Source organism: Nocardia higoensis NBRC 100133, assembly GCF_000308595.1.
Classification (GTDB): Bacteria; Actinomycetota; Actinomycetes; order Mycobacteriales; family Mycobacteriaceae; genus Nocardia; species Nocardia higoensis.
Genome location: NZ_BAGA01000115.1, coordinates 1 through 22,530, shown reverse-complemented (window position 1 = coordinate 22,530; position 22,530 = coordinate 1). Strand labels below are relative to the sequence as shown.

Below are 22,530 nucleotides of genomic sequence, written 5' to 3'. Positions count from 1 at the left end.
CCTGTCCGATCCGTGGAACGGGGGTGCGCGGTTCTATCGGCGGCTGCAGGAATACGGGCGGTACCTCGACATGGCGCCACCGCCGGACGGCCCGGGCGAATACGTCCTGGACGCTGTCGATGCGCACGGGCACCTACTGCTCTGCCGCGACAGCGACGGATCGCCGGATCTCGTGCTGGTCGACGAATCCCCGTTCGTGGGCCGACGGATCACCGTGGACGATTCGATCGAGAACAAGCCCTCCGCCACCCAGATCGGCTTGTTCTGATCCGGCTCGCGCGGCGGCTGTGCCGTCGGTGACCATCGGGCCGGGCGCGGCCCGAATGCTGGGTTTCGACTCGCGATCCGCCTTCGGTTGGACATCTGCGGTCCGATACGGTTCGGTGAGCGGTGACGTAGGTCCACCGGAGCGAACGGCAGGAACATTGACGACGGCATCTGCCGAGGGGCCGGTGGCGCACGCGCCGGCACGCGGAAACGGTAGCGACTACGCGATTTTGCTGCGCCGGGTCCGAGACGCCGGGCTCATGGAGCGGCGGCTGTCGTATCACCTGGTGCGGACCGCGGCGGCGGTGGGTGTGCTGGTGGCCGGCTGGGGCGTGTTCTTCGCGCTCGGCGCCAGTTGGTGGCAGCTGCTGACAGCGGCCTTCCTCGGTGCGGTCCTCCCGCAGTTCGCCTTCCTCGGCCATGACGCGGGGCACCGGCAGATCTACGCCACGCGGCGAGCCAACTACCTGTACGGACTGCTGGCCGGCAATCTCGCCATCGGGGTGAGCATCGGGTGGTGGACGAGCAACCACAACCGTCACCACGCCCACCCCAATACCGAGGGCGCCGACCCGGACATCACCGGTGTCCTGGTGCACTCGGAGGAGCGGGCCCGCGCGGAGCGCACCTTCCGGCGGTGGATCTTCCGCTACCAGGGCTGGCTGTTCTTCCCGCTGGTGTGCCTGGAGGCGTTCAGCCTGCACAACAAGAGCATCCGAGCGGTGGTGCGCGGCGAGATCCCGCACCGGCTCGCCGAAGGGCTGCTGCTCTTCGCGCATCTGGGCGGGCTCGTCGTCCTCGCGTTCGCGGTGTTGACGCCGGGGCAGGCGGTGGCGTTCCTGGCCGTGCACCAGGCCGCGTTCGGCTTCTACATGGGTTGTGTGTTCGCGCCCAATCACAAAGGGATGGCGGTCTTCTCGGCTGGGGACACCGTCGACTACCTGCGCAGGCAAGTGCTGACCTCGCGCACCGTGCGTGGCGGCTGGGTGCTCGACGCGGCCATGGGCGGACTGAACTATCAGATCGAGCACCACCTGTTCCCGTCGATGCCGCGCGCGAACCTGCGCCGGGCGCAGCCGATGGTGATCGAGTACTGCGCCGAGATCGGGGTGCCCTACCACCAGGTCGGGCTGTTCGACTCCTACCGGCAGGCGGTCGGTTTCCTGCACCGGATCGGACGATTCGCGCGACCGCGGAGCTGATCCGCAAACCCTGTTCGGCTGCTGCGGTTCGCGTCAGGTCCCCGTTTCGGCGGACAGTGGGCCGCCGGCCGACGACGATGATCGTCGTGGGGCGTGGGGCACGGCGACGAGCCGCCGAAACGGATGCGACGAAGACCACGGGGCAGGTCGTCCGCAAGGGCGCGCGAACCGGATTCCGCTTGCGGCACGGGGTTTTCGTGATGGTGGCGGTGGCGTACTGGACGGCGCCCGATTCGCCGCCCGCCGGGCTGGCGGTGGTCACCGCCTTCGGCATGTGGTCGTTGTGGCGGTTGATCTTCCAGCGCTCGCGCTCGGCGATGTGGTCGGTTCTCGACCTGGCCGTGGCCGCGCTGTTTCTCCTGGCGACCCCGGTGACGACGGTGGACTTCTCGTTCACGACCGAGGCCAACCCGCTGCTGGCGGTCTCGGGTACCGCGATCATCTCCTACGCGATCGCGTGGCCGTGGCGATGGTCGGCGGGGGCGAGCGCGGTCGCCGTGGCGGCCTGGGCGATGGGGGCAGGGGCGGCGGGAGTCGCGAATCCGTTCGCGCTGTTCGCGCTGGATTTCCTGGTCGTGGAATGGGCGTTGGCGTCGGTTCTGCGGTGGTCGGTGGTCCGATCGGCCGGGCTGGTGGATGCGGCATTGGCGGCGGTGTCGGCCGTCCGGATCGACGGGCAGGTGGCCGAGGCGCGACGGCGTTCGGAGCGGCAGCAATGGGCGGCCATGCACGATACGGCCGCCTCCACATTGCTGATGGTGGGGCAGGGGGTCGTCACCGACGCGGACACGCTGCGCAAGCAGACCCGGCGCGATATCGACGTGATCGGGGCGCTGACGCGGGAGCGTGACGATCGGGTGCTGGATGTCGCGGCGGAGATCCGGGAGACGGCGCGCGAGATGACGACGGCGTGCCGGGTGGAAGGCAGTTCGGCCCTCGAGGTCGGGGGTGAGCTGGGGCAGGCGCTGGTGGCGGCCGTGCGCGAGGCGCTGACCAATGTCGATCGGCATGCCGGGGCCTCGGAGGTCATCGTGCGGATCGGCGAAGGCAGTATCCGGATCGTCGACGACGGAAAGGGTTTTGATCCGGACGGGCAGCGGGTGCGCCGGCGGCACGGGGTGCGCAACTCGATCAAGCGCAGGCTCGACGACGTCGGTGCGGTCGGGTGGATCGTGACCGCACCGGGGCAGGGCACGCGAGTGGAGTTGCGGTGGGACACCGGGGCGGAGCAGCCTGCCGCGGCGAGTGGGAGCGATGAGGCGGACCGCGCGCGCGAGCCCGCCGATTCGGTGGCCGGAATCAAGCAGTTGACGCGCGGGTACGGGTACGGGCTGCTGGCCGTTGCGGTGGTGGTCGTCGCCTCGCAGGCGCCGCGGGCGCTGCTCGACACGACAGCACGTCCGGGCGCGCAGGCGGCGGTGATCGCGGTGGTGGTCGGTGTGTGCGCGGTGGCCGCGGCCGGGATCCGCTGGGGAATTCCGGCGTGGGTTCGCCGGACCGCCACCGTGGCGGCGGTCGCCTCCGTACCGGTGCAGGGGCTGCTCTCGACGCCCGAGGTCATCGACACGGGTGCGTTCTGGGCGATGGGAGCCGTCGGCTGGCCGGTCGCGGCGCTGACCTTCCGGTTGCCGCTGCGGGTCTCGTTGCTGTGGCTGGCGGCCGTCTGGGCGGGCGGTGCGATCGTGCTGCTGTGGCAGGTACCCGAGCGCGCGACCGTGGCCGAACTCGGCTACAACCTCGCCGGGGTGGCGGGTGTCCAGGCGGTGGCGTTGATCTTCACCGTGTCGTTGCGTCGAGGCATGCGCACCGCCGAGCGCTCGCACGCCGAGCACACCGGCATCCGCGCGGCCGAGGAGATCCGGCGGGCGCTGCAGGCCGATTTCCGTAGTCGCTACGAGCGCCTCGCGGGCACGGTGGTTCCCCTGCTGACGCGGCTGCACGACGATCCGCACCGCGCGGGCAGCACGGAGGTCCGTGCGGCCTGCCTCATCGAATCCGCGCGGCTGCGAAGGCTTTTCGCGCAGGTGGATATGCAGGATCACCCGCTCGTCGCCCAGCTCACGCCCGCTGTCGATGCCGCGGAGAAGCGGGGTGTGAACGTCGCGGTGGATATCGAACCGAACCTGCCGGAGTTGCCCGAGCACCTCGGGCCGGTGCTGCTCAACGCGCCGGTGCAGGTGCTGGCGGCGGCGCGCGGCAAGGCCAGGGTGGTGGTATCGACCGATGACGCGGGGTTGTCGATCAGTGTGCTCGGCGATTGCGATCCGATCGCGGGCCTGGCGTCGGCGGACCTCGGCGGGGGAGTGACGCAGACCGTCACGCTGCTCGGCGACACCCTGTGGCTGGAGGTGCACGGTCCGGCCGGACGGCGCGCAGACGCCCCGTCGACGGGGCTGTAACCGCGCGCGAAACGCGGTCGAGGTATCCGCCGATTATCCGACTGTGCCGTCGATTCGGGCTCGTTAGCGTGAGCACGTCGGGCACGGGAGAGCACAGCTGGCAGGAGTATCGCGGTGGGCGAGTCGAGCGACATCACCAGGATCGCGCTGATCGACGATCACGCCATCATTCACGAGGGAATCGCCGCCTGGTGCGCCGACGCCGATCCGCCGATCGAAATCTTCGGCGCCTATGTCCGGCTCGACATTTTTCTGGCCGAGGCGCCCGAGGTCGATGTCGTAGTACTCGATCTGCAACTCGACACTCGAACCCCCGATTTGAGCGGCGTGCAACAGTTGTGTGAACGCGGATATCGGGTCATCGTCTTCTCCCAGCACAACGGCGGGGAACTGATTCTGGAATGCCTGGACCTGGGCGCGGTGACCTACCTATGGAAAGCCGAAGGGCGCGAACACCTCATCGCCGCGATCCACGCCGCGCGCACCGACAAGCCCTATCTCGCACCGACCATGGCCAAAGCGATCAACGGTGACCAGGCGCCCGGCAAGCCCGCGCTCTCCCCGCGGGAGCGAGAAGTGCTGGTCAGCTGGTTTCAGACCGAATCGCAGGCCATGGTCGCCAAACGTCTCTACATCGCACCGGGCACGGTCAAGACGCATCTGGAAAGAGTGCGGACGAAATACGCGGCGGTCGGCCGAAGTGCGTCCACGAAAGCGGCCCTGGTGGCCAGGGCCATCCAGGACGGGATCATCACCGCCGATGAATTGTGAAGAGGCGGAAGTCGTTGTCCGGTAGGCCTGGAAGGGGACAGACATCCCGATCCGGGCGTGGCAGCATCAGAGCCGAACGGCCTCGGATCGAGGGTGTTCCGTGAAAGGGGAAACAGGGGAAATGACACGAATCGCGTGGTTGCTACGAATCGTCTCGTGTTCGCGGTGCTCGGGTACCGGCGGATATTTCGAAGTCGGGTCGTGGATCCACTGTCCGGCCTGCGGGGGCACCGGGCAGCGATAGCCCCCGCAGAACGCGGGGCTCCTGGAAAGGCGTCGGCACAGACGCTTTCACCGGGAGTCCCGTGTCCGATATCAGTTTCCGGCGGAGAGGCTCGGCAGCAGCGCGCCCAAGCCGCCGCTGCCGACCGAGGAACCGCTGTCACCGCCACCGGTGGGCGGCGGGGTGCAGTCCTCCACGGTGACGGTCACCGACTTCTTGCTGACCAATTCCTGCACGGCCTCGAGGGTGTGCGAGCCGGTGCCCTCCGGCGTCCAGGAGAACACGGCCTTGCTGTTCGAGGAGGGCCGGGCTCCGCCGATCTTCGTGCCGTTGTCGGTGAGGGTCACTTCGAACAGCAGCGAGGTGATCGTCACGTCGACGGTGACGGTGTAGGTATCGCCGACGCAGAATTTCTCGCCGCTCACGCTGATGTCGGTGACCAAGGCATTCGCATTCGGGGCCGCGAGCACCGCGACAGCGGCCAGAGCGCCGAGTGCGGTCGTGCCGACGCCGGCACGCTGGGACTTCTTCATGGGTGGTACTCCTTCGCATTGCCCGCGTCGAGGGCGAGCAATCCGAAACGCTAGTACTTCGCTTCTTGTCGTGGAGCGGTTTCCGAAGAATTCGGCCGCGGACCTGGGGCATCTGCCCTCAGTCGGCCGGCCGAACCCCGAATGGGGTGGCCGAGGCAGCGAGGTCGGTGTCGTAGCCCGAGACCGCACCGGTTCCTCGACGGTGGTCATGCGACGGGGCTCGCGGACACCGCTCGCCGCGCATTCACGATGCGCGGCGAGCGGTGGAATCGGTTCGGTCGAGTCCGGGGCAGACTCAGATGACGCCGAGGGCGAGCATGGCGTCGGCGACCCGGATGAAGCCGGCGATATTGGCGCCTGCGGTGTAGCTGCCGGGGGAGCCGTAGGTTTCGGCGGTTTCCAGGCAGCGGTCGTGGATGCCGCGCATGATCTCGGCCAGGCGGGCGTCGGTGTACTCGAAGGACCAGGAGTCGCGCGAGGCGTTCTGCTGCATCTCCAGGGCGCTGGTGGCCACGCCGCCCGCGTTGACGGCCTTGCCGGGGGCGAAGACGACGTTCGCGTCGGAGAGGGTGCGCACGGCTTCGGGGGTGCAGGGCATGTTGGCGCCCTCGGCGACGATGGTGCAGCCGTTGCGGACCAGGGTGGCGGCGGCGTCCTTGTCGAGTTCGTTCTGGGTGGCGCACGGCAGGGCGATGTCGCACGGGACATCCCAGATCGAGCGGGCGTCGACGTAATGGGCGTTGCTGCGGCATTCGTCGGCGTAGTCGCTGATGCGGTCGCGGCGGGCGAGCTTGATGTCCTTGAGCAGGTCGAGGTCGATGCCCTTTTCGTCGACGATATAGCCGGCCGAGTCGGAGCAGGCCACGACCACGCCGCCGAGCTGCTCGACCTTCTCGATGGCGTGGATGGCGACATTGCCGGAACCGGACACGACGACGCGCTTGCCCTCGAAGCTGTCCGAGCGCGAGCGCAGGATCTCGTCGACGAAGTAGACGGTGCCGTAGCCGGTGGCCTCCGGGCGCACCTGCGAGCCGCCCCAGGTGAGGCCTTTGCCGGTCAGCACGCCGGACTCGTAGCGGTTGGTGATGCGCTTGTACTGGCCGAACAGGAAGCCGATCTCCCGGCCGCCGACGCCGATATCGCCCGCGGGTACGTCGGTGTGCTCACCGATGTGGCGATAGAGCTCGGTCATGAACGATTGACAGAAGCGCATGATTTCGCCGTCGGAGCGGCCTTTGGGATCGAAATCGGAGCCGCCTTTGCCGCCGCCGATCGGCATGCCGGTCAGGGAATTCTTGAAGATCTGCTCGAAACCCAGAAACTTGATGATGCCGAGGTAGACGCTGGGGTGGAAGCGCAGTCCGCCTTTGTAGGGACCGAGCGCGGAATTGAATTCCACCCGGAAGCCGCGGTTGATCTGCACGCGGCCCTGGTCGTCGATCCACGGCACGCGGAAGATGATCTGGCGCTCGGGCTCGCACAGCCGCCGGATGACCTCGCCGTCGGTGTATTCGGGATGCTTGGCCACGACCGGGCTGAGGCTTTCGAGGACCTCGAAAGTGGCCTGGTGGAACTCTGCCTCACCGGGGTTACGGTGCAGAATCTCCTCGTATATGTCGCGCAGCCTCGCGTCCAAGTCAGCCATGCAGCCGATCATCCTCCCCCGGGAGTTGCGCGAACGCACCGGCCCGCGCCCAGGTGTGTGAGGTCACTTTCTGCCCGGTCGCCCGGGTGACCCGCCGCACTGTTCGGATGCGACTCGGACGCAGGAGAACGCGTGACCGTCATCTCGGCCATCGTGTCGTCGCTGTACTCGTGCCTCGATCGCCGCTTTCCGGAAATCGCTGAGGAAGGTCTGCTGCTCCGTGCCGATATTCGACCCGGCCGGTCGGGCGGAGGTGCGCTCGTCCTTCGCCGCGGACACTTCGGCGGTGGATCGGACGGATCAGAGCCGGTTGTGCGGGCAGTAGGTGTGGATCGCGGCCTCCAGGAACAGGTGCGGGTATTTCACTGTGCCGGTGGCCGATTCGGCGAGATAGATGTGGTCGGCGGGGCGGTTGCCCGCGGTGTCGAGATAGGCGCATTGGCTACGGGCGAGTCTGATGGCGGCGTCCTGCACGGCGACCGGCTCGTCGTCGAAGAAGCTCTCCCGCAGGAATTGGCGGTCGAGGGCGGTGCGCTTGCCGGAATGTGTTGCGGCCGAGGGCATATCGGGTGCGGCCACGGCCGGAGCGACGCTGCCCGACAGTAGCGTCGAGCAGCCGAGCAGCACGGCGGGAACGGCGAGAAGTGCTGCGAGGAAGCGGGAGTGGGAGAGGTGCGTGCGCATGTGTCCTTCTGCTGGCCGAGAGCGGGTTGATGACACCGGGCGCGGTGAACGCTAGCGCTGAATATGCAGGTAGGAGGGTTTTTGACGCGTACGGCGCGAAATGTTCGGGGATGGGATGGACTATCGGTTCGGACTCGCCGGGGGGTCCGTCCGTGCGGTCTGCCGAGCGGCGGAATACGGGTCGGTCTTCACCAGGGGTCGTTGGAGTTCAGCGCGACCAGCAGTCGACGGATGGCGGCGACACGCTGCTCGGTGCCGGGCAGATCGTCCAGGGCGCATTCGGGATCGGCGGGCGGGCCCAGATGGGTGCAGCCGCGCGGACAGTCCTCGATGGCTTCGGCGAGGTCGCTGAAGGCGGCGATCACATCGTCGGGGGTGATGTGGGCCAGGCCGAAGGAGCGCACGCCGGGGGTGTCGACGACCCAGCCGCCGCCGGGCAACGGCAGGGCGACCGACTGGGTGGAGGTGTGCTTGCCCTTGCCGACGCCGGAGACCTCGCCGACCGCGCGGTAGGCGTCGGGCACAAGGCGGTTCACCAGCGTGGACTTGCCGACCCCCGAGTGGCCGATGAAGGCGGTCAGGCGGTCGGTGAGCAGATCCAGCGCCTCGTCCAGCGGGTCGTCGATGCCCGCGTGCACGATGGTCAGATCGAGATCGGCGAAGACGGCGGCGAATTCGGAATCCGCGGCCAGGTCCCGCTTGGTCAGGCAGAGCACCGGTCGCAGGCCGCCGACATAGGCGGCGACCATCGCGCGCTCCACGAAACCGGTGCGCGGTGGCGGATCGGCCAGCGCGACGACGATGAACAACTGTTCGGCGTTGCCGACGACGATGCGCTCGAACGGGTCGGTGTCGTCGGCGGTGCGGCGCAGCACGGTGCTGCGCTCGTTGACCCGCACGATCCGGGCGAGGGTGTCGGGCTTGCCGGTGAGATCGCCGACCACGTCCACTTGGTCGCCCACCACGATCGGCGTGCGGCCGAGTTCCCTGGCGCGCATGGCGACGATGCGCCGATCCGGGTCACCGTCGAGCACACAGCCCCAGCGGCCGCGATCCACGGCCACCACCATGGCCTGCTCGGCGTCGGTGTGCTGCGGACGGGTCTTGGTGCGCGGACGGGAACTGCGGCCGGGACGGACCCGGACATCGGACTCGTCGTAGCCGGCGGCGGAGCGACGTGGCGGACTCAGCGTGCGGCTCCGCCCGATTCGGCGACCGCCGCGTCACCGACCAGCATCCGCTCCCAGAGGTCGACGAAATCGGGCAGCGTCTTGGCGGTGGTGCCGATGTCCTCGATCTCGATGCCGGGGACTCGCAGGCCCAGAATCGCGCCCGCGGTGGCCATCCGGTGATCGGCGTAGGAGTGCCAGGTGCCGCCGTGCAGCGGGGCGGGGGAGATCTCGAGGCCGTCCTCGGTCTCGGTGACCCGGCCGCCGAGGCGGTTGATCTCGGTGGACAGCGCGGCCAGCCGGTCGGTCTCGTGCCCGCGCAGATGCGCGATGCCGCGCAGCCGGGAGGGCGATTCGGCGAGCGCGGCCAGCGCCGCCACCGTGGGGGTGAGCTCGCCGACATCGTGCAGGTCGATGTCGATGCCCGCCAGTCGATCCGGGCCCTGCACGGTCAGCACGCTGTCGGAGAAGCGCGCCTCGGCGCCCATCCGGACCAGGATCTCGCGGATCACGTCGCCGGGCTGGGTCGTGAGCCGCGGCCAGTGCGGAATGCTGACCCGACCGCCGGTCACCGCGGCCGCCGCCAGGAACGGGGTCGCGTTGGACAGATCGGGTTCGACCTCCCAGTCCACGGCGCGGATCACGCCGGGGCGCACGGACCAGATCTGCGGGGCCCGTACATCGGCGGGCGCCTCGACCTCCACGTCGGCGCGGCGCAGCATCTCCACGGTCATCTCGATGTGCGGCATGGACGGCAGCGGGGCGCCGTCGTGGTGCACCGTCACGCCCTCGGAGAACCGGGCCGCCGACAGCAGCAGGCCGGAGACGAACTGCGAGGAACCGGAGGCGTCGATGGTGACCGCGCCGCCGCGCAGCTCTCCCGCGCCGGAGACGGTGAAAGGCAGTGTGTCACCGTCGATCTCGGCGCCGAGGGAGCGCAGCGCGTCGAGGATGGTGCGCAGCGGCCGGAGCCTGGCCTGACTGTCGCCGTCGAAGGAGACCCGGCCCGCGGCCAGCGCGGCGACCGGCGGGAGGAACCGCATGACGGTGCCCGCCAGACCGCAGTCCACCGTGCCGCCGCCCAACGGGGCGGGGGTGACGGTCAAGGTGTCGGCGTCGCCTTCGATGCGTGTGCCGAGCGCGCGCAGACCGGCGATCATCAGGTCGGTGTCCCGGCTGCGCAACGCTCCGGTGATCGTGGACGGACCATCGGCCAGGGCGGCGAGGATCAGCGCGCGATTGGTGATCGACTTCGACCCGGGCAGGGTCACGGTCGCGTGAACAGGGACGTCGACGTGGGGCGCTGGCCAATGAGTCACGGTGTCCATCTTTGCCCATCACATCCGTGGACACGCGGGCGGATGCGAACTGTGGCCCATTCGACGCACGGCACCGACCCCGCGTTCATCGGTGCCGTGCGTCGAAGCGAGACCCACCCGCTGGTCGCCGGTGAGCCTCGCCCCGGATCAGGGATTACTTGTTACGGCCGTGCAGGAACGGAACGACCTTGCGCAGCATGGCCATGTTCTGCTCGGTGCGCGAGTAGCTCATCAGCGCCATGCCCGGGATCGTGAACTTCTGGATGGCGATCGAGTGCGGGCGGGTGAACTCGCGCAGGCCCGGCTCGCCGTGGATACGGCCGATGCCGGATTCGCGCACGCCGCCGAAGGGCAGGCCGGGGATGGCCGCGAAGCCCAGCACGGAGTTCACCGAGGTGGCGCCGACCTCGAGCCTGCGGGCGATCGCCAGGCCGTCCTTCTTCGAGTACACCGAGGACGACAGGCCGTACTTCGACTTGTTCGCCAGCTCCACGGCCTCGTCGATGGTGTCGACGACGCGGATGGTGATGGTCGGGCCGAAGGTCTCCTCGGTGACGGCCTCGGAGTTCTCGTCGGTGTCGACCAGCACGACCGGCTCGATGAACGGGCCCTTGATCGACTCGGGGCCACCGAGCACGGCCTTCGCGCCGTTGGCCAGCGCGCTGTCGATGTGGCGCTTGACGATGTCGATCTGGCTCGGCATGGTCATCGGGCCGTAGGAGGCACCCTCGTCCGCGCCCGGCTTCACATCGGTGAGGATGCGCTTGACCTCGGCGATCAGCTCGTCGGCGACCGACTTGTGCACGTAGACGCGTTCCACGCCGGCGCAGGTCTGGCCGCTGTTGGCGGTGGCGCCCCAGGCGATCGCGTCGGCGGCGGCCTTCACGTCGGCGTCGGCCGCGACGATGACCGCGTCCTTGCCGCCGCATTCGAGCAGCACGGGGGTCAGGCTCTCGGCGGCGGCGGCCATGATGCGCTTGCCGGTGGCGGTGGAGCCGGTGAAGGCGATCTTGTCGACGCCGGACTTCACCAGCGCGGCGCCGGTCGCGCCGCGGCCGGTGATGGCCTCGAAGACGCCTTCGGGCAGTTCGGGATTGGCCTTCTTGAAGGCCTGGGCCAGGAAGACGCCGATGCCGGTGGAGTACTCACTCGGCTTGAACACGACGGTGTTGCCCGCGGCCAGGGCATAGCCGATGGAGCCGTTCGGGGTGTAGACGGGGTAGTTCCACGGGCCGATCACACCGACGACGCCGAGCGGGCGGCTCTCCAGACGCGCGGAGAAGTTCGACATCAGCGCGCCGGGGGAGATCTTCTTCGGTGCGAGGTGCTTCTTGGCGTTCTTGGCGGCCCAGGCGATGTGCTCGAGGGCCAGCATCAATTCGAGAAAGGCATCGTCGCGCGGCTTGCCGTTCTCCTTGTGGATGAGTTCGCAGAACTCGTCGGCGTCGGCGACCAGCCGGCTCGACCAGCGCAGCAGGTGCTTGCGGCGCTCGTCGAAGCTCAGCGCGCCCCACACCTTGGCGGCCTTGCGGGCCTTCGCGACAGCCGCGCGCACCGCGTCCTCGTCGGCGATCGGGTAGGTGGCGAGGACCTCGCCCGTCGCCGGATTGACCGATTCGAGTGTGGTGTCGGGGGCGGTCTCGATAGTTGTCACGTCGGTGGCTCTCCTCTTGCTTCATGCGTTGGCCGGTCGGTGCGCGGGCCGGAGCGGACAGGTGTGATGCACTCCATCCGTTGAGAGAATGCTAAGTCAAAACTCTCACCAGGTCACCCACTATCCCCGAATTGTTGTCTCGGCTGTCGGCAGGGGGTGCCATGCTCGGAAATATGTGCGGACGATATGCCACTACGACGAATCCGGGAAGGCTCGCGGTCGAACTCGACGCCATCGACGAAACCGCAGGTGAACCGGCCGCGAACGCGCCGTCCTCGGGAAGCGGACCGGACCCGGCCGGTGCCGAATTCGCCAACTACAACGTCGCCCCGACCAACCGGATACTCACGATCGTGTCTCGGCACGACCATGATCACCCCGACGACGACCCCACGCTGCGGATCCGGCGAATGCGCTGGGGGCTGATACCCGCTTGGACCAAGGCCGCCGAACCCGGCGTGCCCGCGAAGGGCAAACCCCTGTTCAACGCCCGGGCCGACAAGGCCGCCACCACCCCCTCTTTCCGTGACGCCGTGAAATACCGGCGTTGCCTGGTCCCGATGGACGGCTGGTACGAGTGGCTGGTCGAGCCCGATCCGGCCGGCGGACGCAAGGCGATCAAACGTCCCTATTTCATGGCCAACGGCGACGGCTCGCGGCTGTACATGGCCGGACTGTGGTCGGTGTGGCGTGACCGGGCCCTGCCGGCGAGCGAACCGCTGCTGTCCTGCGCGATCCTCACGACCGACGCCGTCGGCGACCTGGCCCGCATCCACGACCGGATGCCCCTGCCCATGCCGCGCGCACACTGGGACGCCTGGCTGGACCCCGACCATCCGGCCCCGGCGGAGCTGCTCGCGACGCCGGCGGAGCAGGTGGTGCGCGATATCGTCATGCGGCCGGTGTCGACCCTGGTCAACAGTGTCAAGAACAACGGCCCGGAACTACTCGCCGAAGCAGCCGGAACCCCGGCCGAGTCACAACAGGCCGAGCAGATCAGCCTGCTGTGACTGCGGTCCGGCGCGGCCGCGATCGCGCCACGCCGCACGGGGGTGTGGCGATCAGAGCGGGCAGGGCACCGAGTCGGTCGCCAGGTTGATGCCGCACTTGATGACGCCGGTGGCCAGGTCGATGACCTCGTTGACGACCGAGCCGCCCAGGTCCTCGGCCTTGCGCGACAGCTCGTCGCCGGTCCGCCCGTCTCGGGAGTCGTCCGACCCCTGCCCGTCGAACGGCATCTGGGAGGGACCGGTCGGCGCCGGAAAGGTCTCCGCGCGACCCGGTTCCGCGCCCGCGGCCGGTGCGAGCACGGTCAGAGCCGGCGCGAGCGCGAGGGTCACGGCGAGTACCGGGGTGGCGAGCGCGGCGCGCGAACGACGGGTGCGCGGCAGGCGCGGAGACAGCGGGCGGGCGGACATTCGCATCACATCCTCGGGTCGGACGAGTCGAACCTGGCTGGAAACGCGCCTCCAGTAACGCACACGGGACGGACGGTCACGGTCCCTTCGTGGCGTGTCGCAGGCGAGTTGTGAATACCCCGACAGTCCGCGTCGTATGCGCGGCGTGCCGCCCCGCGCGGCCTCAGGCCGTGATCGCCGCGACCACCGCGTCGGCGGCACGGACGAGATCGGCCGGGGCCAGCTCGATTTCGAGGCCGCGCTTGCCCGCGCTGCACAGCACCCGGTCCCACGACAGCGCGGACTCGTCGATCACCGTGGGCAGCTTCTTGCGCTGCCCCAGTGGCGAGATCCCGCCCAGCACATACCCGGTGCTGCGTTCGGCGGCCGCGCGTTCGGCCATCCCCGCCTTCGGGGCGCCGAGCGCGCTCGCGGCGGCCTTGAGCGACAACGACTTCGGCACGGGCAGCACCGCAACCGCCAATCCGCCGGTGGACAACTCCACAACCAGGGTCTTGAAGATCTGTGCGGGCTCGACGCCGAGGCCGGCGGCCAGCGCGGCGACCGCCTCCGCGCCGAAGGAATCGGCGCGCGGGTCGTGCTTGTAGGAGTGCACGCGATGGGGCACGCCCGCGGTGGTCAGGGCGCGGACGGCGGGAGTGGGAGCGGCGGCCATGGCGACACCTTAGAACCGCAGGTCCGGCGGCGGCCAACCGTTATCCGCCGGGGTGGCGGCGCGGTGACCAGCATCGTCGAGTGGATCCGCCGGGAACACCGCGCCGCCCGGGGATGTTGCACGCGGGGAGAAGCCCCGAGGACCACCCCCGAGGACGAGGCGAAGGAGAGGCCGGTGTCGGTATTGCTCGACGAACGCCCGGTGTGGGTCGCGATAGCGCCGACAGACGCCGGGTTCCCGCCTGATCGCGACTTGCCGGTAGATTCGGCAGGGACGCCGATCGAAGGGACAGGTGTGACGAGCGACGATGACGCGGTGTCCGAACCGGTCGAGTCCGGTGCGGACGAACCTGTCGAGGAACCAGCAGCCCGGGACGAGGCGAGCCTGGCCCAGCGGTTCGAGCGCGACGCGCTCCCGCTGGTCGACCAGCTCTACGGTGCCGCGCTGCGCATGACCAGGAACCCGGCCGACGCCGAGGACCTGGTGCAGGAGACCTACGTCAAGGCGTTCCAGGGGTTCAAGTCCTTCAAGGAAGGCACCAACCTGCGGGCCTGGATGTATCGCATCCTCACCAACACCTACATCAACTCCTATCGCAAGAAGCAGCGTCAGCCCGCCCAGTACCCGACCGACGAGATCACCGACTGGCAGCTCGCGGCCACGGCGGAGCACACCTCCACCGGACTGCGCTCGGCCGAGGTCGAGGCGCTCGACGCGCTGCCCGACGACGACATCAAGGCCGCACTGCAGGAACTGCCCGAAGAGTTCCGGATGGCGGTCTACTACGCCGACGTCGAGGGCTTCCCGTACAAGGAAATCGCCGACATCATGGGCACCCCGATCGGTACCGTGATGTCCCGGCTGCATCGCGGCCGCAAGCAACTCAAGGGCCTGCTCGCCGACGTGGCGCGCGAGCGTGGTTTCCACCGGGGCGAGCGCCAGGAGGTCAAGCAGTGAGTGTCGAGCGCGACCCCGACATGGAGATGGACTGCACGGCCGTACTCACCGACGTCTGGCTGATGCTCGACGGTGAATGCGACGAGGCGACCAGGGCCCGGCTGCAGCACCACATGGACCACTGCTCGCCGTGCATCGAGGCCTACGGCATCGAGGAGAAGATCAAGAGCCTGCTCAGCCGTAAGTGCGGTGGGGACAAAGCGCCCGACTCGCTCCGCGCGCGGCTCTCCCTCGAGATCCGCAGGTCGGTGACGATCGTCCGCGGCGACGACCCCCCCGCGGACTCCGTCTGATCGCACCGCGGCGGTCCGGAAACCAACCCCCGGAAACGAAACCGAGCGGCACGCCCTCCGGGACCGGAGTGGCGTGCCGCTCGATGTTCAGCCGGCCGGCTGCGGCTCAGGAGTTGGGCCGCTTGCCGTGGTTGGCGGCATTGCCCTTGCGGCTACGCTTCTTACGTCCACGCTTACCCATCGGTAGTCTCCCTTCTGATTGAAGGCCATTCTTTCATGTGTGGTTGGCTGTAGCTTCAGCGGATACAGGCCAACCGAACGAATGGGGTGTCATGGCTGAGGAAGTGCGCGCGGAGATGGTTTCCACCGTCCTGACTGTGGAGGTCGCCGTCGGCGACAAGGTCGAACAGGACCAGACGCTGATCCTGCTCGAGTCCATGAAGATGGAGATCCCGGTGCTCACCGAGGTCGCGGGTGAAGTCACCGCCGTCGAGGTCGAGCCCGGCCAGGTGCTACAGGCCGGCGATCTCATCGCCGTCATCTCCTAGCGCTCGGCGGCGGTTCCGAGATGGCGACGCTGAGCGAACTTCTCGCCGAGCACACCGACCTTCCCGGCCTGGCCGTGGACCATCTGCAACGGGTGGTGGGGGACTGGCAACTGCTCGCCGATCTGTCCTTCGCCGATCTGCTGCTGTGGGTGGGGGCCGGTCCGGTGGAGGACGGCGCGGACATCGTCTGCGTAGCTCAGTGCCGCCCCACGACGGCGTCGACGGTGCACGTCCAGGACATGGTCGGCACGCTCGCCACCCGGGCGGATCACCCGCAGGTGTTCGAGGCCCTGCTGACCGGTGAGGTCACGCGGACCGAGGGCGGTGTGGAGATGAAGGGCGTCTACCACCCGCACCCGGTGCAGGCCGTGCGTGAGGCGATCCCGGTGCGCTGCGGCGACGATGTGATCGCGGTGCTCTCCCGCGATACCGACATGCAGCGTTCGCGGGTGCGCAGCAGCCTGGAGGACGCCTATGTCGCCTGCGCCGACGACCTGTGCCAGATGATCGCCGACGGCACTTTCCCGACCACCGAGGATCGCGCGGCCACGCACTCGAGTCCGCGCGCCGGTGACGGCTTCATCCGCCTGGATACCCAGGGCACCGTCGTCTACGCCAGCCCGAACGCGCTGTCGGCCTATCACCGGATGGGGTTGCAGGCGGATCTGGACGGGCAGGACCTGGCCGTCACGACCCGCTCGCTGATCACCGACCCGTTCGATGCCCAGGAGGTGGTCGGCGACATCCAGGCCGCTCTCGCCGGACGCACGGGCCGCCGCATGGAGGTGGAGGCGCGCGGGGCCACGGTTCTGCTGCGCACCTTGGTGCTGCGGCCGCACGGGGAGCTGGCGGGCGCGGCGGTGCTGGTGCGCGATGTCACCGAGGTCAAGCGCCGCGACCGCGCGCTGCTGTCCAAGGACGCGACCATCCGCGAGATCCATCATCGGGTGAAGAACAACCTGCAGACCGTGGCGGCGTTGCTGCGCCTGCAGGCCAGGCGCACCGAGAACGAGGAAGCCCGAGTCGCGTTGACCGAGTCGGTCCGCCGGGTCACCTCGATCGCCTCGGTGCACGAGATGCTGTCGATGTCGGTGGACGAGGAAGTCGATCTCGACGAGGTCGTCGACCGGCTGCTGCCGATCATGGCCGATGTCGCCACCGTGCACACCACCCGGATCAAGGTGCGTCGCGCGGGATCGCTCGGTGTGTTCTCCGCCGAGCGCGCGACCCCGCTGGTCATGGTGCTGACCGAGCTGGTGCAGAACGCCATCGAGCACGCCTTCGACTCCGGCCAGACCGGCACCGTCACCATTCGCTCGGAACGGTCGGCCCGCTGGCTCGACGTGATCATCAGCGACGACGGCCGCGGTCTGCCGCCTGGCTTCAGCCTGGAGGGTTCCGACCGGCTCGGCCTGCAGATCGTGCGGACCCTGGTGACCGCTGAGCTGGGCGGCTCGATCGGTCTGCACCCGGGCGCCGATGTCGGTACCGACGCGGTGCTGCGCGTCCCGCTCGGCCGTCGTCAGGGGCGCTGACAGGCCTGCTCCCGGCGCGGCATCTGCCGCCGTGCGCCCGGCGTTTGCCGACTGGATGCCACGCCTTTGTCGAAGGCTTATGGGGTAAATGAAAGCCCTTGGGAATGGTGTGGCGCACGACACTTCTTTGATGGCTATCTATTGCCGGAAAGATTGCACGTAATTCCGAGAAAATAAAGCAGCCCGGCACCTGTTGCGGTGCCGGGCTCGATCCGCGAATACCGGGCCGTCGAAATGGGCCCGGTATCGTGCGACGTCTATCAGACGGCGGTGCGGGTGCGAGTGCGCGCGTTACGACGCTTCAGCGCCCTGCGCTCGTCTTCGCTCATGCCACCCCATACGCCGGCGTCTTGTCCCGAGGACAGGGCCCAGGACAGGCAATCGGCAGTGACGGGGCAGCGAGCGCAGACCAGCTTGGCATCGGCAATCTGCGCGAGCGCAGGACCACTGTTACCCACCGGGAAGAACAGTTCGGGGTCCTCGTCGCGACAGATGGCCTTGTGGCGCCAGTCCATTCCTCTGCTCCTTTGCTGGGCGCCCGGAGAGGCGCCTTGGTGGTTTGTGGTTCGTTAACTTGTGCGACCTAGAGGTTTCCGCACGGTTGCTTGTGAATGCTTTCACGAACACCGTAGATGTCAATAGGTATCCAGGTCACCGTGGGGAAGCTCACGCGATCGGGATTCCCACATGGGGTTCCCGCCCGCTCCTTTTTACTCGCTTCACCGGCTTTGCGCAGCGCAACCGGGAGGTTCGTCACAGGTGTGAGGTCGCTCTCACGGCTGTGGTGCCACTACGTCGAGTACCCCGGCCACGGAGACGAAATCGACCGAGTCGCGCTTGCCGATGAAGTCGCCGTCGATTTGCAGGCCGAGAGGCTCGCCGGCCTCGATATGGACGGCCGGGACGTCGTCCTGGCGAAACAATTTGCGCGACTGCGGGTTTCCCTCCGGCGCGAGCAGTTGCCCGGCGACCAGCAGGGTGGGCAGCAGTGACATCGATCTCATCGCGAACACGCCTAGGCCTTTCTCGAACGCGGTGCCCGGATTGGTGCGCACGGGAGTCGAGTTCAGATAGGTCCACGGATCGGTGTTCGTCACGAAGGCGTAATGCACGCCGTCGACGGGTTCGTATCCGGGAATGGTGATTCGCGCCTGTGGTTCACGCCCCTTGGCGCGAAGGAATTGTCGAACTGTCGTTCGAAGATAGCGGGCGGGTGTGGCGGAATGGCCTTTCGCGCGAGCGGTGTCGATGGCCTCGCACACATCGGCGTCCAGTCCGACACCCGCGCTGAAGGTGAACCAGCGGTCATCGGCCAGACCCAGGCCGATCCGGCGGTCGCAATCCACGGTGAGCAGGTCGATGAGCTGGTTGGTCGCTGTGACCGGATCGGGGGAAATTCCCAGCGCGCGGGCGAACACATTGGCCGACCCACCGGGAATGACGCCGAGCCTGGGCCGCCAGACCTGCCCGTCGTCGAGCTCGGGCAGCGGGACGAAACCGTTGATGGTCTCGTTGACCGTCCCGTCGCCACCGTGCACGACGATCAGATCCATCTGGTTGGTGGAGGCCCACTGGGCGAGTTCGGCCGCGTGGCCGCGGTGCTGGGTGTGCGCGACGGTCAGCTGTGTGCGGCTCTCCAACGCGTGCGCGAGCAGGTCGCGGGTGGCCGGGGTGGTGGAGGTGGCATTGGGATTGACGATCAGCAGCGTGCGCACGCCGAGCAGCCTAGTTGCGCGAACGTCCGTGCTTCGTATCCGGCCGACGGGGCCGACCGGGCAGCGGGGCGAGTACGGCGCGCGTCGTAGGCTTGGCCGCGTGGCTGACAGCGACAGTAGTGGGATCGGCAAGGGTGACATTTCGGACCGGGGTGGGATTCCGGCGGAGGCGACACCGGCCACGGTGCGCGGCGCGGGCGCACTGGTGACACTGGAGGGCGGCGTCGCGGTGACCGTGGCGATCGTGCTGGTGATCCGCGGCCTGCTCGGCCACGACCAGTCCCAGGCCAGCGGCTACGGCACGGCCGCCTGGTTCGCCATCCTCGGCGGTGCGGTGTTCGCGGCGGGGATCGGGCTGTTGCTCGGCCACCGCTGGGGTCGCTCGATCGCGGTGATCGCGCAGATTCTGCTGCTGCCGGTCGCTTGGTCGCTGCTCACCGACTCGCATCAGTCCTTGCTCGGCACGCTGCTCGGCGTCGTGGTGGTCGGCGCGCTGGTGATGTTGTTCGCGCCCGCCTCGAACCGGTGGATGGCCGAGGACTACGGGGGCGCGTCGCCTCAGGGCTGAGCGGCCGGTCCCGTCGTCGCGGCCTCCGGTGGTCCCGTGGTCGCACGGCACACCGGCGAGCCGCTCGGCCGTCGCTCGCTCATGCCGGGCCGGCCTGCTCGGTCCCCGGATAGGCCACCATGGCCTCGGCCAGTGCGCGCCGACACAACCGATCGGCCTGTCTGGTGGTCTCCGGCTGGCGATAGTGCGGGGTGAGAGCGAGTACCTGCGCGCACGCGGTGTCCAGGCCGATGGCGTGACCGACCGAGACGAAGACCGGCTTCACGCCGTCGCGGGTGCGCAGGGCGCGCCCGACCACCTCGCCGTCGAGGAGTATGTCCGTGGCGTCGCCGCGCCGCGGGCCCGGCTCGTTCCACAGCCCCCACGCGTTCTTGGCCACGCCGATCGTGGGCAGCTCGCACAGCACGCCGATGTGACAGGCCAGCCCGAAGCGGCGGGGGTGGGCCAGCCCCTGGGCATCGCAGACCAGCAGATCCGGGATCGTCGTCAGCTGTCGCAGCGCCGCCAGCGTGGTGGGCAGTTCCCGGAAGGCGAGCAGGCCGGGCACGTAGGGGAAACTCACCTCGCCGTGGGCGACAGCGGTGTCGATCGGGGTGAGAGTGTGCGCGTCCAGCACCACCGCGGCGGAGGCAGCCAGGCCGGTGTTGTCGTCGTAGGCGGAGTCGAGTCCGGCGACGGTGGCGAAGACCGGCGGGCGCGGGTCGGCGGCGCGCACCAGGGGACGCAACTCGTCCTGCATCGTCGCGGCGTCCTCGGCGTCGGCGGGGAGCTCGAAAGTGTTGGGGATGCGCATGATTCGTGTCGCGGCGAACGGGTGATCGGCCCTGATCAGCGGGCGGTGTCGGCGAGGGCGGACAGTTCCGGGCCGCTGAGGCGGTATCCCACCCACTCGTCCTGTTCGGCTGCGCCGATCGCCCGGTAGAACTCGATCGACGGCGTGTTCCAGGTCAGCACCGACCACGACACCCGGCTGTAGCCGCGCTCGACGGCTTCCTTCGCGAGCGCGGCGATCAGCGCCTTGCCCAGCCCGGTCTTCCTGACCGCCGGGTCGACGAAGAGGTCTTCGAGGTAGATGCCGTGCACGCCGTCCCAGGTGGAGAAGTTCAGGAACCAGATCGCGCAGCCGGCCACCGTGCCGGTCTCGTCCTCGGCGACATGCGCGAACAGGGCGGGCGACGGGCCGAACAAGGCGGTGTGCAGCTGGTCCTCGGTGAGGGTGCACTCCGCGCGGGCGCGTTCGTATTCGGCGAGGTCGTAGACCAGGCGCACCAGGGCGGGCACGTCGTCGGGGGTGGCGCGCCGGATTCGCGAGTGGGTCATCGGATGCTCCGTCGGTCGGGGGAATCCGGTGCTGACGGACTCCGGTCGGATAGGGAAACCGATCGGAGGGGTCCGGTCGGCGGTGGCAGCGGGCGGCGCCCCCGGTCAGCCGAGTCCGTAGAGGGTGTCGCCGCGCTTCTCGAGCACGATCTCACCCAGGACGGCCAGCGAGATGTCCGAGTCCGCCGAGCCGGAGCGGTCGACGGGGATGCGCGCGACCTCCGCACCCGTGACGAGGTCGACGGCGACGATCGCCCCGGGGACCGGCACCAGCAGGCGGGTGGCCATCGCCGCGGGCGTGCCGACGGCGCCGGGGACCGTCCACTGTGGCTCGAAGGTGGCCGCGTTCAGCGCGATCAGTTCCGTGCCGGTGTACACGAGGGACACCGAGCCGACCCGGGTCGTCCTCGGATCGTCCATCGGGGCGGAGAGTTCGTGTGTGGCAAGCGGATTGCCGTTGCCGTCGAAGACCGACAGGCGCGGCGGCACGCGCTCGGAAGCCAGGTCGGTGCCCGGCTGGTAGAGCAGGATCTTGCTGTCGGACACCGCGATCACCTTCGCGTCACGCGATCGCGCGTCCGGCCCGGTGAGCACGCGGGAGCCGTACTCCTCGGGCACGGTGTTGTCCTTGGGGGAAGGATTCATCACCGTGAGGCGGATGCCCGCGTCGTCGGGGCAGGATTCGAGCACCGCCAGCCGCGACGAGCTGGAGGCGGCCGAGAGCAGCGTGCACCCTTTGCGTGGTTGGGTTTTCACGTTCACCGGCGCGTCCACGTAACCGTATTCGACGGTGCGCACCAGATCCGAACGCCACATCTCCAGCCGATCGGAGCCCTGGGCCAGCAGGTAGGTGCCGTCCACCGACAGCCGTACCTCGTCGTCCATGTAACTGCTGCGCGCGGTGCGGCGCGCGCCGTCGTTACCGGAGAGCATGGTGGCCTGGCTGCACCCGCGCTCGTCCCGGTAGACCGCCACCACCATGCCGAACTGCGCCTCCGCCCCGCACAGCGGCATGTCCCTGCGGTAGTGCCACAGTTCCGCGCCGGTCTGCGGATCGCGACCGGTGACGGTGCCGTCGGAGGCGGTGACGACAGCGCCCCCGGCGACGAGAGCGCGTTCGCTCGCGTCGTCGGGGGCGTGCCACAGTTCCCGCAGCGCGGTGGGAAGTTCGACCGCGGCGGCCGGGGTGGTGGCGGGCTCGGCCGCCGTCACCGACTCGGTGCCGGTGGCATCGCCGCGCGCCCACACCACGACCGCGGCGAGTACCACCGCGACCGCGATACCGATGGCGGCGATGATGTCGGCGCGCGTTCGCCGCTCTGGTGCGAGCACGAAAGCGAGATTAGCCGATAGCCCGCCCTACGCCGAAGCCGCTGATCCGGCCGTCGTCTCGACCGCCTCGGCGTTCGATTCGGCCTTCTTGCGGGGGGCGCGCTTGCGCGGTGCGGGCTTGTCGCCCGTGCCGTTGTCCGCTGTCCCGGCCTCGCCGTTCACCGTGGTCGCGGCCTTGCGGGCGCGGCGACGGGGGGCGGCGGCGGTCGTGCCGTTCGCTTCGGCGGCCGGGGCCTGCGCCGGCTCGGCAGGTTGCGCCGCCGGTTCGGTCGCGCCCGCGCCGACAGCCTCGGTCGCCTCGGCTTCGGCCCCGGTCGCGGAGTCCGCCGTGGTCGCCTCGGCGGTCACCTTCTTGCGGGGGGCCCGCTTGCGGGGTGCGGGTT

General features: G+C 69.0%; 24 protein-coding genes and 1 pseudogene. 10 read left to right on the top strand and 15 right to left on the bottom strand.

The features are described 5' to 3' along the window. The 4 genes from ON26_RS21005 to ON26_RS20990 all read left to right on the top strand — a co-directional run. On the top strand, positions 1-268 hold a 268-nt coding region (locus ON26_RS21005; RefSeq protein WP_040797935.1), incomplete at its 5' end, for a hypothetical protein. Between the two features lie 157 nt (positions 269-425). Beyond that, positions 426-1,469 carry a fatty acid desaturase family protein gene (locus ON26_RS21000; RefSeq protein ID WP_040797934.1) on the top strand — a complete coding sequence of 348 codons (1,044 nt, stop codon included), beginning with the start codon at positions 426-428 and terminating at the stop codon, positions 1,467-1,469. Positions 1,470-1,555: 86 nt separating this feature from the next. Beyond that, positions 1,556-3,868, top strand: coding sequence for a sensor histidine kinase (locus ON26_RS20995; protein ID WP_157171968.1), 2,313 nt, complete (start codon positions 1,556-1,558; stop codon positions 3,866-3,868). 114 nt (positions 3,869-3,982) lie between these two features. After that, the gene (locus ON26_RS20990) at positions 3,983-4,639 is read left to right on the top strand and encodes a response regulator (protein ID WP_040797933.1); all 657 of its coding nucleotides are present in this window, start codon (positions 3,983-3,985) and stop codon (positions 4,637-4,639) included. A gap of 315 nt (positions 4,640-4,954) precedes the next feature. Here ON26_RS20990 and ON26_RS20985 read toward each other — a convergent pair whose 3' ends face one another. The 6 genes from ON26_RS20985 to ON26_RS20960 all read right to left on the bottom strand — a co-directional run bounded on the left by ON26_RS20985 (position 4,955) and on the right by ON26_RS20960 (position 11,866). After that, the gene (locus ON26_RS20985) at positions 4,955-5,395 is read right to left on the bottom strand and encodes a hypothetical protein (RefSeq protein WP_040797932.1); all 441 of its coding nucleotides are present in this window, start codon (positions 5,393-5,395) and stop codon (positions 4,955-4,957) included. Between the two features lie 295 nt (positions 5,396-5,690). Next, positions 5,691-7,040 (bottom strand): NADP-specific glutamate dehydrogenase, encoded by a 1,350-nt coding sequence (gdhA, locus tag ON26_RS20980; protein WP_040797939.1) that lies wholly within the window; start codon positions 7,038-7,040, stop codon positions 5,691-5,693. Between the two features lie 300 nt (positions 7,041-7,340). Continuing rightward, complete coding sequence (locus ON26_RS20975; protein ID WP_040797931.1) at positions 7,341-7,724, bottom strand: DUF732 domain-containing protein; 384 nt, start codon at positions 7,722-7,724, stop codon at positions 7,341-7,343. A 188-nt stretch (positions 7,725-7,912) separates the two neighbouring features. Further along, on the bottom strand, positions 7,913-8,914 hold the full coding sequence (rsgA, locus tag ON26_RS20970; RefSeq protein ID WP_051027307.1) for a ribosome small subunit-dependent GTPase A: 1,002 nt from the start codon (positions 8,912-8,914) through the stop codon (positions 7,913-7,915). Beyond that, a complete protein-coding gene (gene aroA / locus ON26_RS20965) occupies positions 8,911-10,221 on the bottom strand; it encodes a 3-phosphoshikimate 1-carboxyvinyltransferase (protein WP_040797929.1) in 1,311 nt (436 codons plus the stop codon). Before aroA ends, rsgA begins: the two co-directional genes overlap by 4 nt. Before the next feature lie 145 nt (positions 10,222-10,366). Next, entirely contained in the window at positions 10,367-11,866 is a 1,500-nt protein-coding gene (locus ON26_RS20960; protein WP_040797928.1) for an aldehyde dehydrogenase family protein, read from the bottom strand. A 173-nt stretch (positions 11,867-12,039) separates the two neighbouring features. Here ON26_RS20960 and ON26_RS20955 point away from each other — a divergent pair, with 173 nt between their 5' ends. Beyond that, positions 12,040-12,876 (top strand): SOS response-associated peptidase, encoded by an 837-nt coding sequence (locus ON26_RS20955; protein ID WP_040797938.1) that lies wholly within the window; start codon positions 12,040-12,042, stop codon positions 12,874-12,876. Between the two features lie 51 nt (positions 12,877-12,927). Here the strand turns inward: ON26_RS20955 and ON26_RS20950 are convergent, their stop codons facing one another. Next, the gene (locus ON26_RS20950; RefSeq protein ID WP_040797927.1) at positions 12,928-13,284 is read right to left on the bottom strand and encodes a hypothetical protein; all 357 of its coding nucleotides are present in this window, start codon (positions 13,282-13,284) and stop codon (positions 12,928-12,930) included. A 163-nt stretch (positions 13,285-13,447) separates the two neighbouring features. Next, positions 13,448-13,939 carry a Cys-tRNA(Pro) deacylase gene (gene ybaK, locus ON26_RS20945; protein WP_040797926.1) on the bottom strand — a complete coding sequence of 164 codons (492 nt, stop codon included), beginning with the start codon at positions 13,937-13,939 and terminating at the stop codon, positions 13,448-13,450. Between the two features lie 294 nt (positions 13,940-14,233). On the opposite strand from ybaK, the gene ON26_RS20940 reads away from it, so the two are divergent. Together ON26_RS20940 and rsrA are read left to right on the top strand one after the other, a co-directional pair. Beyond that, positions 14,234-14,896 carry a sigma-70 family RNA polymerase sigma factor gene (locus ON26_RS20940; RefSeq protein WP_040797925.1) on the top strand — a complete coding sequence of 221 codons (663 nt, stop codon included), beginning with the start codon at positions 14,234-14,236 and terminating at the stop codon, positions 14,894-14,896. 20 nt (positions 14,897-14,916) lie between these two features. Next, on the top strand, positions 14,917-15,189 hold the full coding sequence (gene rsrA / locus ON26_RS20935; protein ID WP_040797937.1) for a mycothiol system anti-sigma-R factor: 273 nt from the start codon (positions 14,917-14,919) through the stop codon (positions 15,187-15,189). A 106-nt stretch (positions 15,190-15,295) separates the two neighbouring features. Here rsrA and ON26_RS35105 read toward each other — a convergent pair whose 3' ends face one another. Continuing rightward, on the bottom strand, positions 15,296-15,370 hold the full coding sequence (locus ON26_RS35105; RefSeq protein WP_110293457.1) for a 50S ribosomal protein bL37: 75 nt from the start codon (positions 15,368-15,370) through the stop codon (positions 15,296-15,298). Between the two features lie 91 nt (positions 15,371-15,461). On the opposite strand from ON26_RS35105, the gene ON26_RS20930 reads away from it, so the two are divergent. Together ON26_RS20930 and ON26_RS20925 are read left to right on the top strand one after the other, a co-directional pair. Continuing rightward, positions 15,462-15,677, top strand: a complete 216-nt coding sequence (locus tag ON26_RS20930; RefSeq protein WP_040797924.1) for a biotin/lipoyl-binding carrier protein — start codon at positions 15,462-15,464, stop codon at positions 15,675-15,677. A 20-nt stretch (positions 15,678-15,697) separates the two neighbouring features. After that, positions 15,698-17,212, top strand: coding sequence for a sensor histidine kinase (locus tag ON26_RS20925; protein ID WP_040797923.1), 1,515 nt, complete (start codon positions 15,698-15,700; stop codon positions 17,210-17,212). 260 nt (positions 17,213-17,472) lie between these two features. Here the strand turns inward: ON26_RS20925 and ON26_RS32485 are convergent, their stop codons facing one another. Both ON26_RS32485 and ON26_RS20915 read right to left on the bottom strand, forming a co-directional pair. Next, a complete protein-coding gene (locus ON26_RS32485; RefSeq protein ID WP_040797922.1) occupies positions 17,473-17,727 on the bottom strand; it encodes a WhiB family transcriptional regulator in 255 nt (84 codons plus the stop codon). Between the two features lie 258 nt (positions 17,728-17,985). Then, positions 17,986-18,927 carry a diacylglycerol/lipid kinase family protein gene (locus ON26_RS20915; RefSeq protein WP_040797921.1) on the bottom strand — a complete coding sequence of 314 codons (942 nt, stop codon included), beginning with the start codon at positions 18,925-18,927 and terminating at the stop codon, positions 17,986-17,988. Positions 18,928-19,084: 157 nt separating this feature from the next. Here ON26_RS20915 and ON26_RS20910 point away from each other — a divergent pair, with 157 nt between their 5' ends. Beyond that, positions 19,085-19,495, top strand: a complete 411-nt coding sequence (locus ON26_RS20910; RefSeq protein WP_040797936.1) for a hypothetical protein — start codon at positions 19,085-19,087, stop codon at positions 19,493-19,495. Between the two features lie 79 nt (positions 19,496-19,574). On the opposite strand, the gene ON26_RS20905 is transcribed toward ON26_RS20910, so the two are convergent. From ON26_RS20905 to ON26_RS20890, 4 genes and pseudogenes are all read right to left on the bottom strand, one after another. Further along, complete coding sequence (locus ON26_RS20905; RefSeq protein WP_051027306.1) at positions 19,575-20,288, bottom strand: endonuclease V; 714 nt, start codon at positions 20,286-20,288, stop codon at positions 19,575-19,577. A gap of 35 nt (positions 20,289-20,323) precedes the next feature. After that, positions 20,324-20,815 carry a GNAT family N-acetyltransferase gene (locus ON26_RS20900; RefSeq protein WP_040797920.1) on the bottom strand — a complete coding sequence of 164 codons (492 nt, stop codon included), beginning with the start codon at positions 20,813-20,815 and terminating at the stop codon, positions 20,324-20,326. 105 nt (positions 20,816-20,920) lie between these two features. After that, entirely contained in the window at positions 20,921-22,147 is a 1,227-nt protein-coding gene (locus tag ON26_RS20895; RefSeq protein WP_040797919.1) for an Rv3212 family protein, read from the bottom strand. Positions 22,148-22,174: 27 nt separating this feature from the next. After that, positions 22,175-22,530 (bottom strand): annotated as a pseudogene (locus tag ON26_RS20890) (hypothetical protein); the annotation flags it as partial.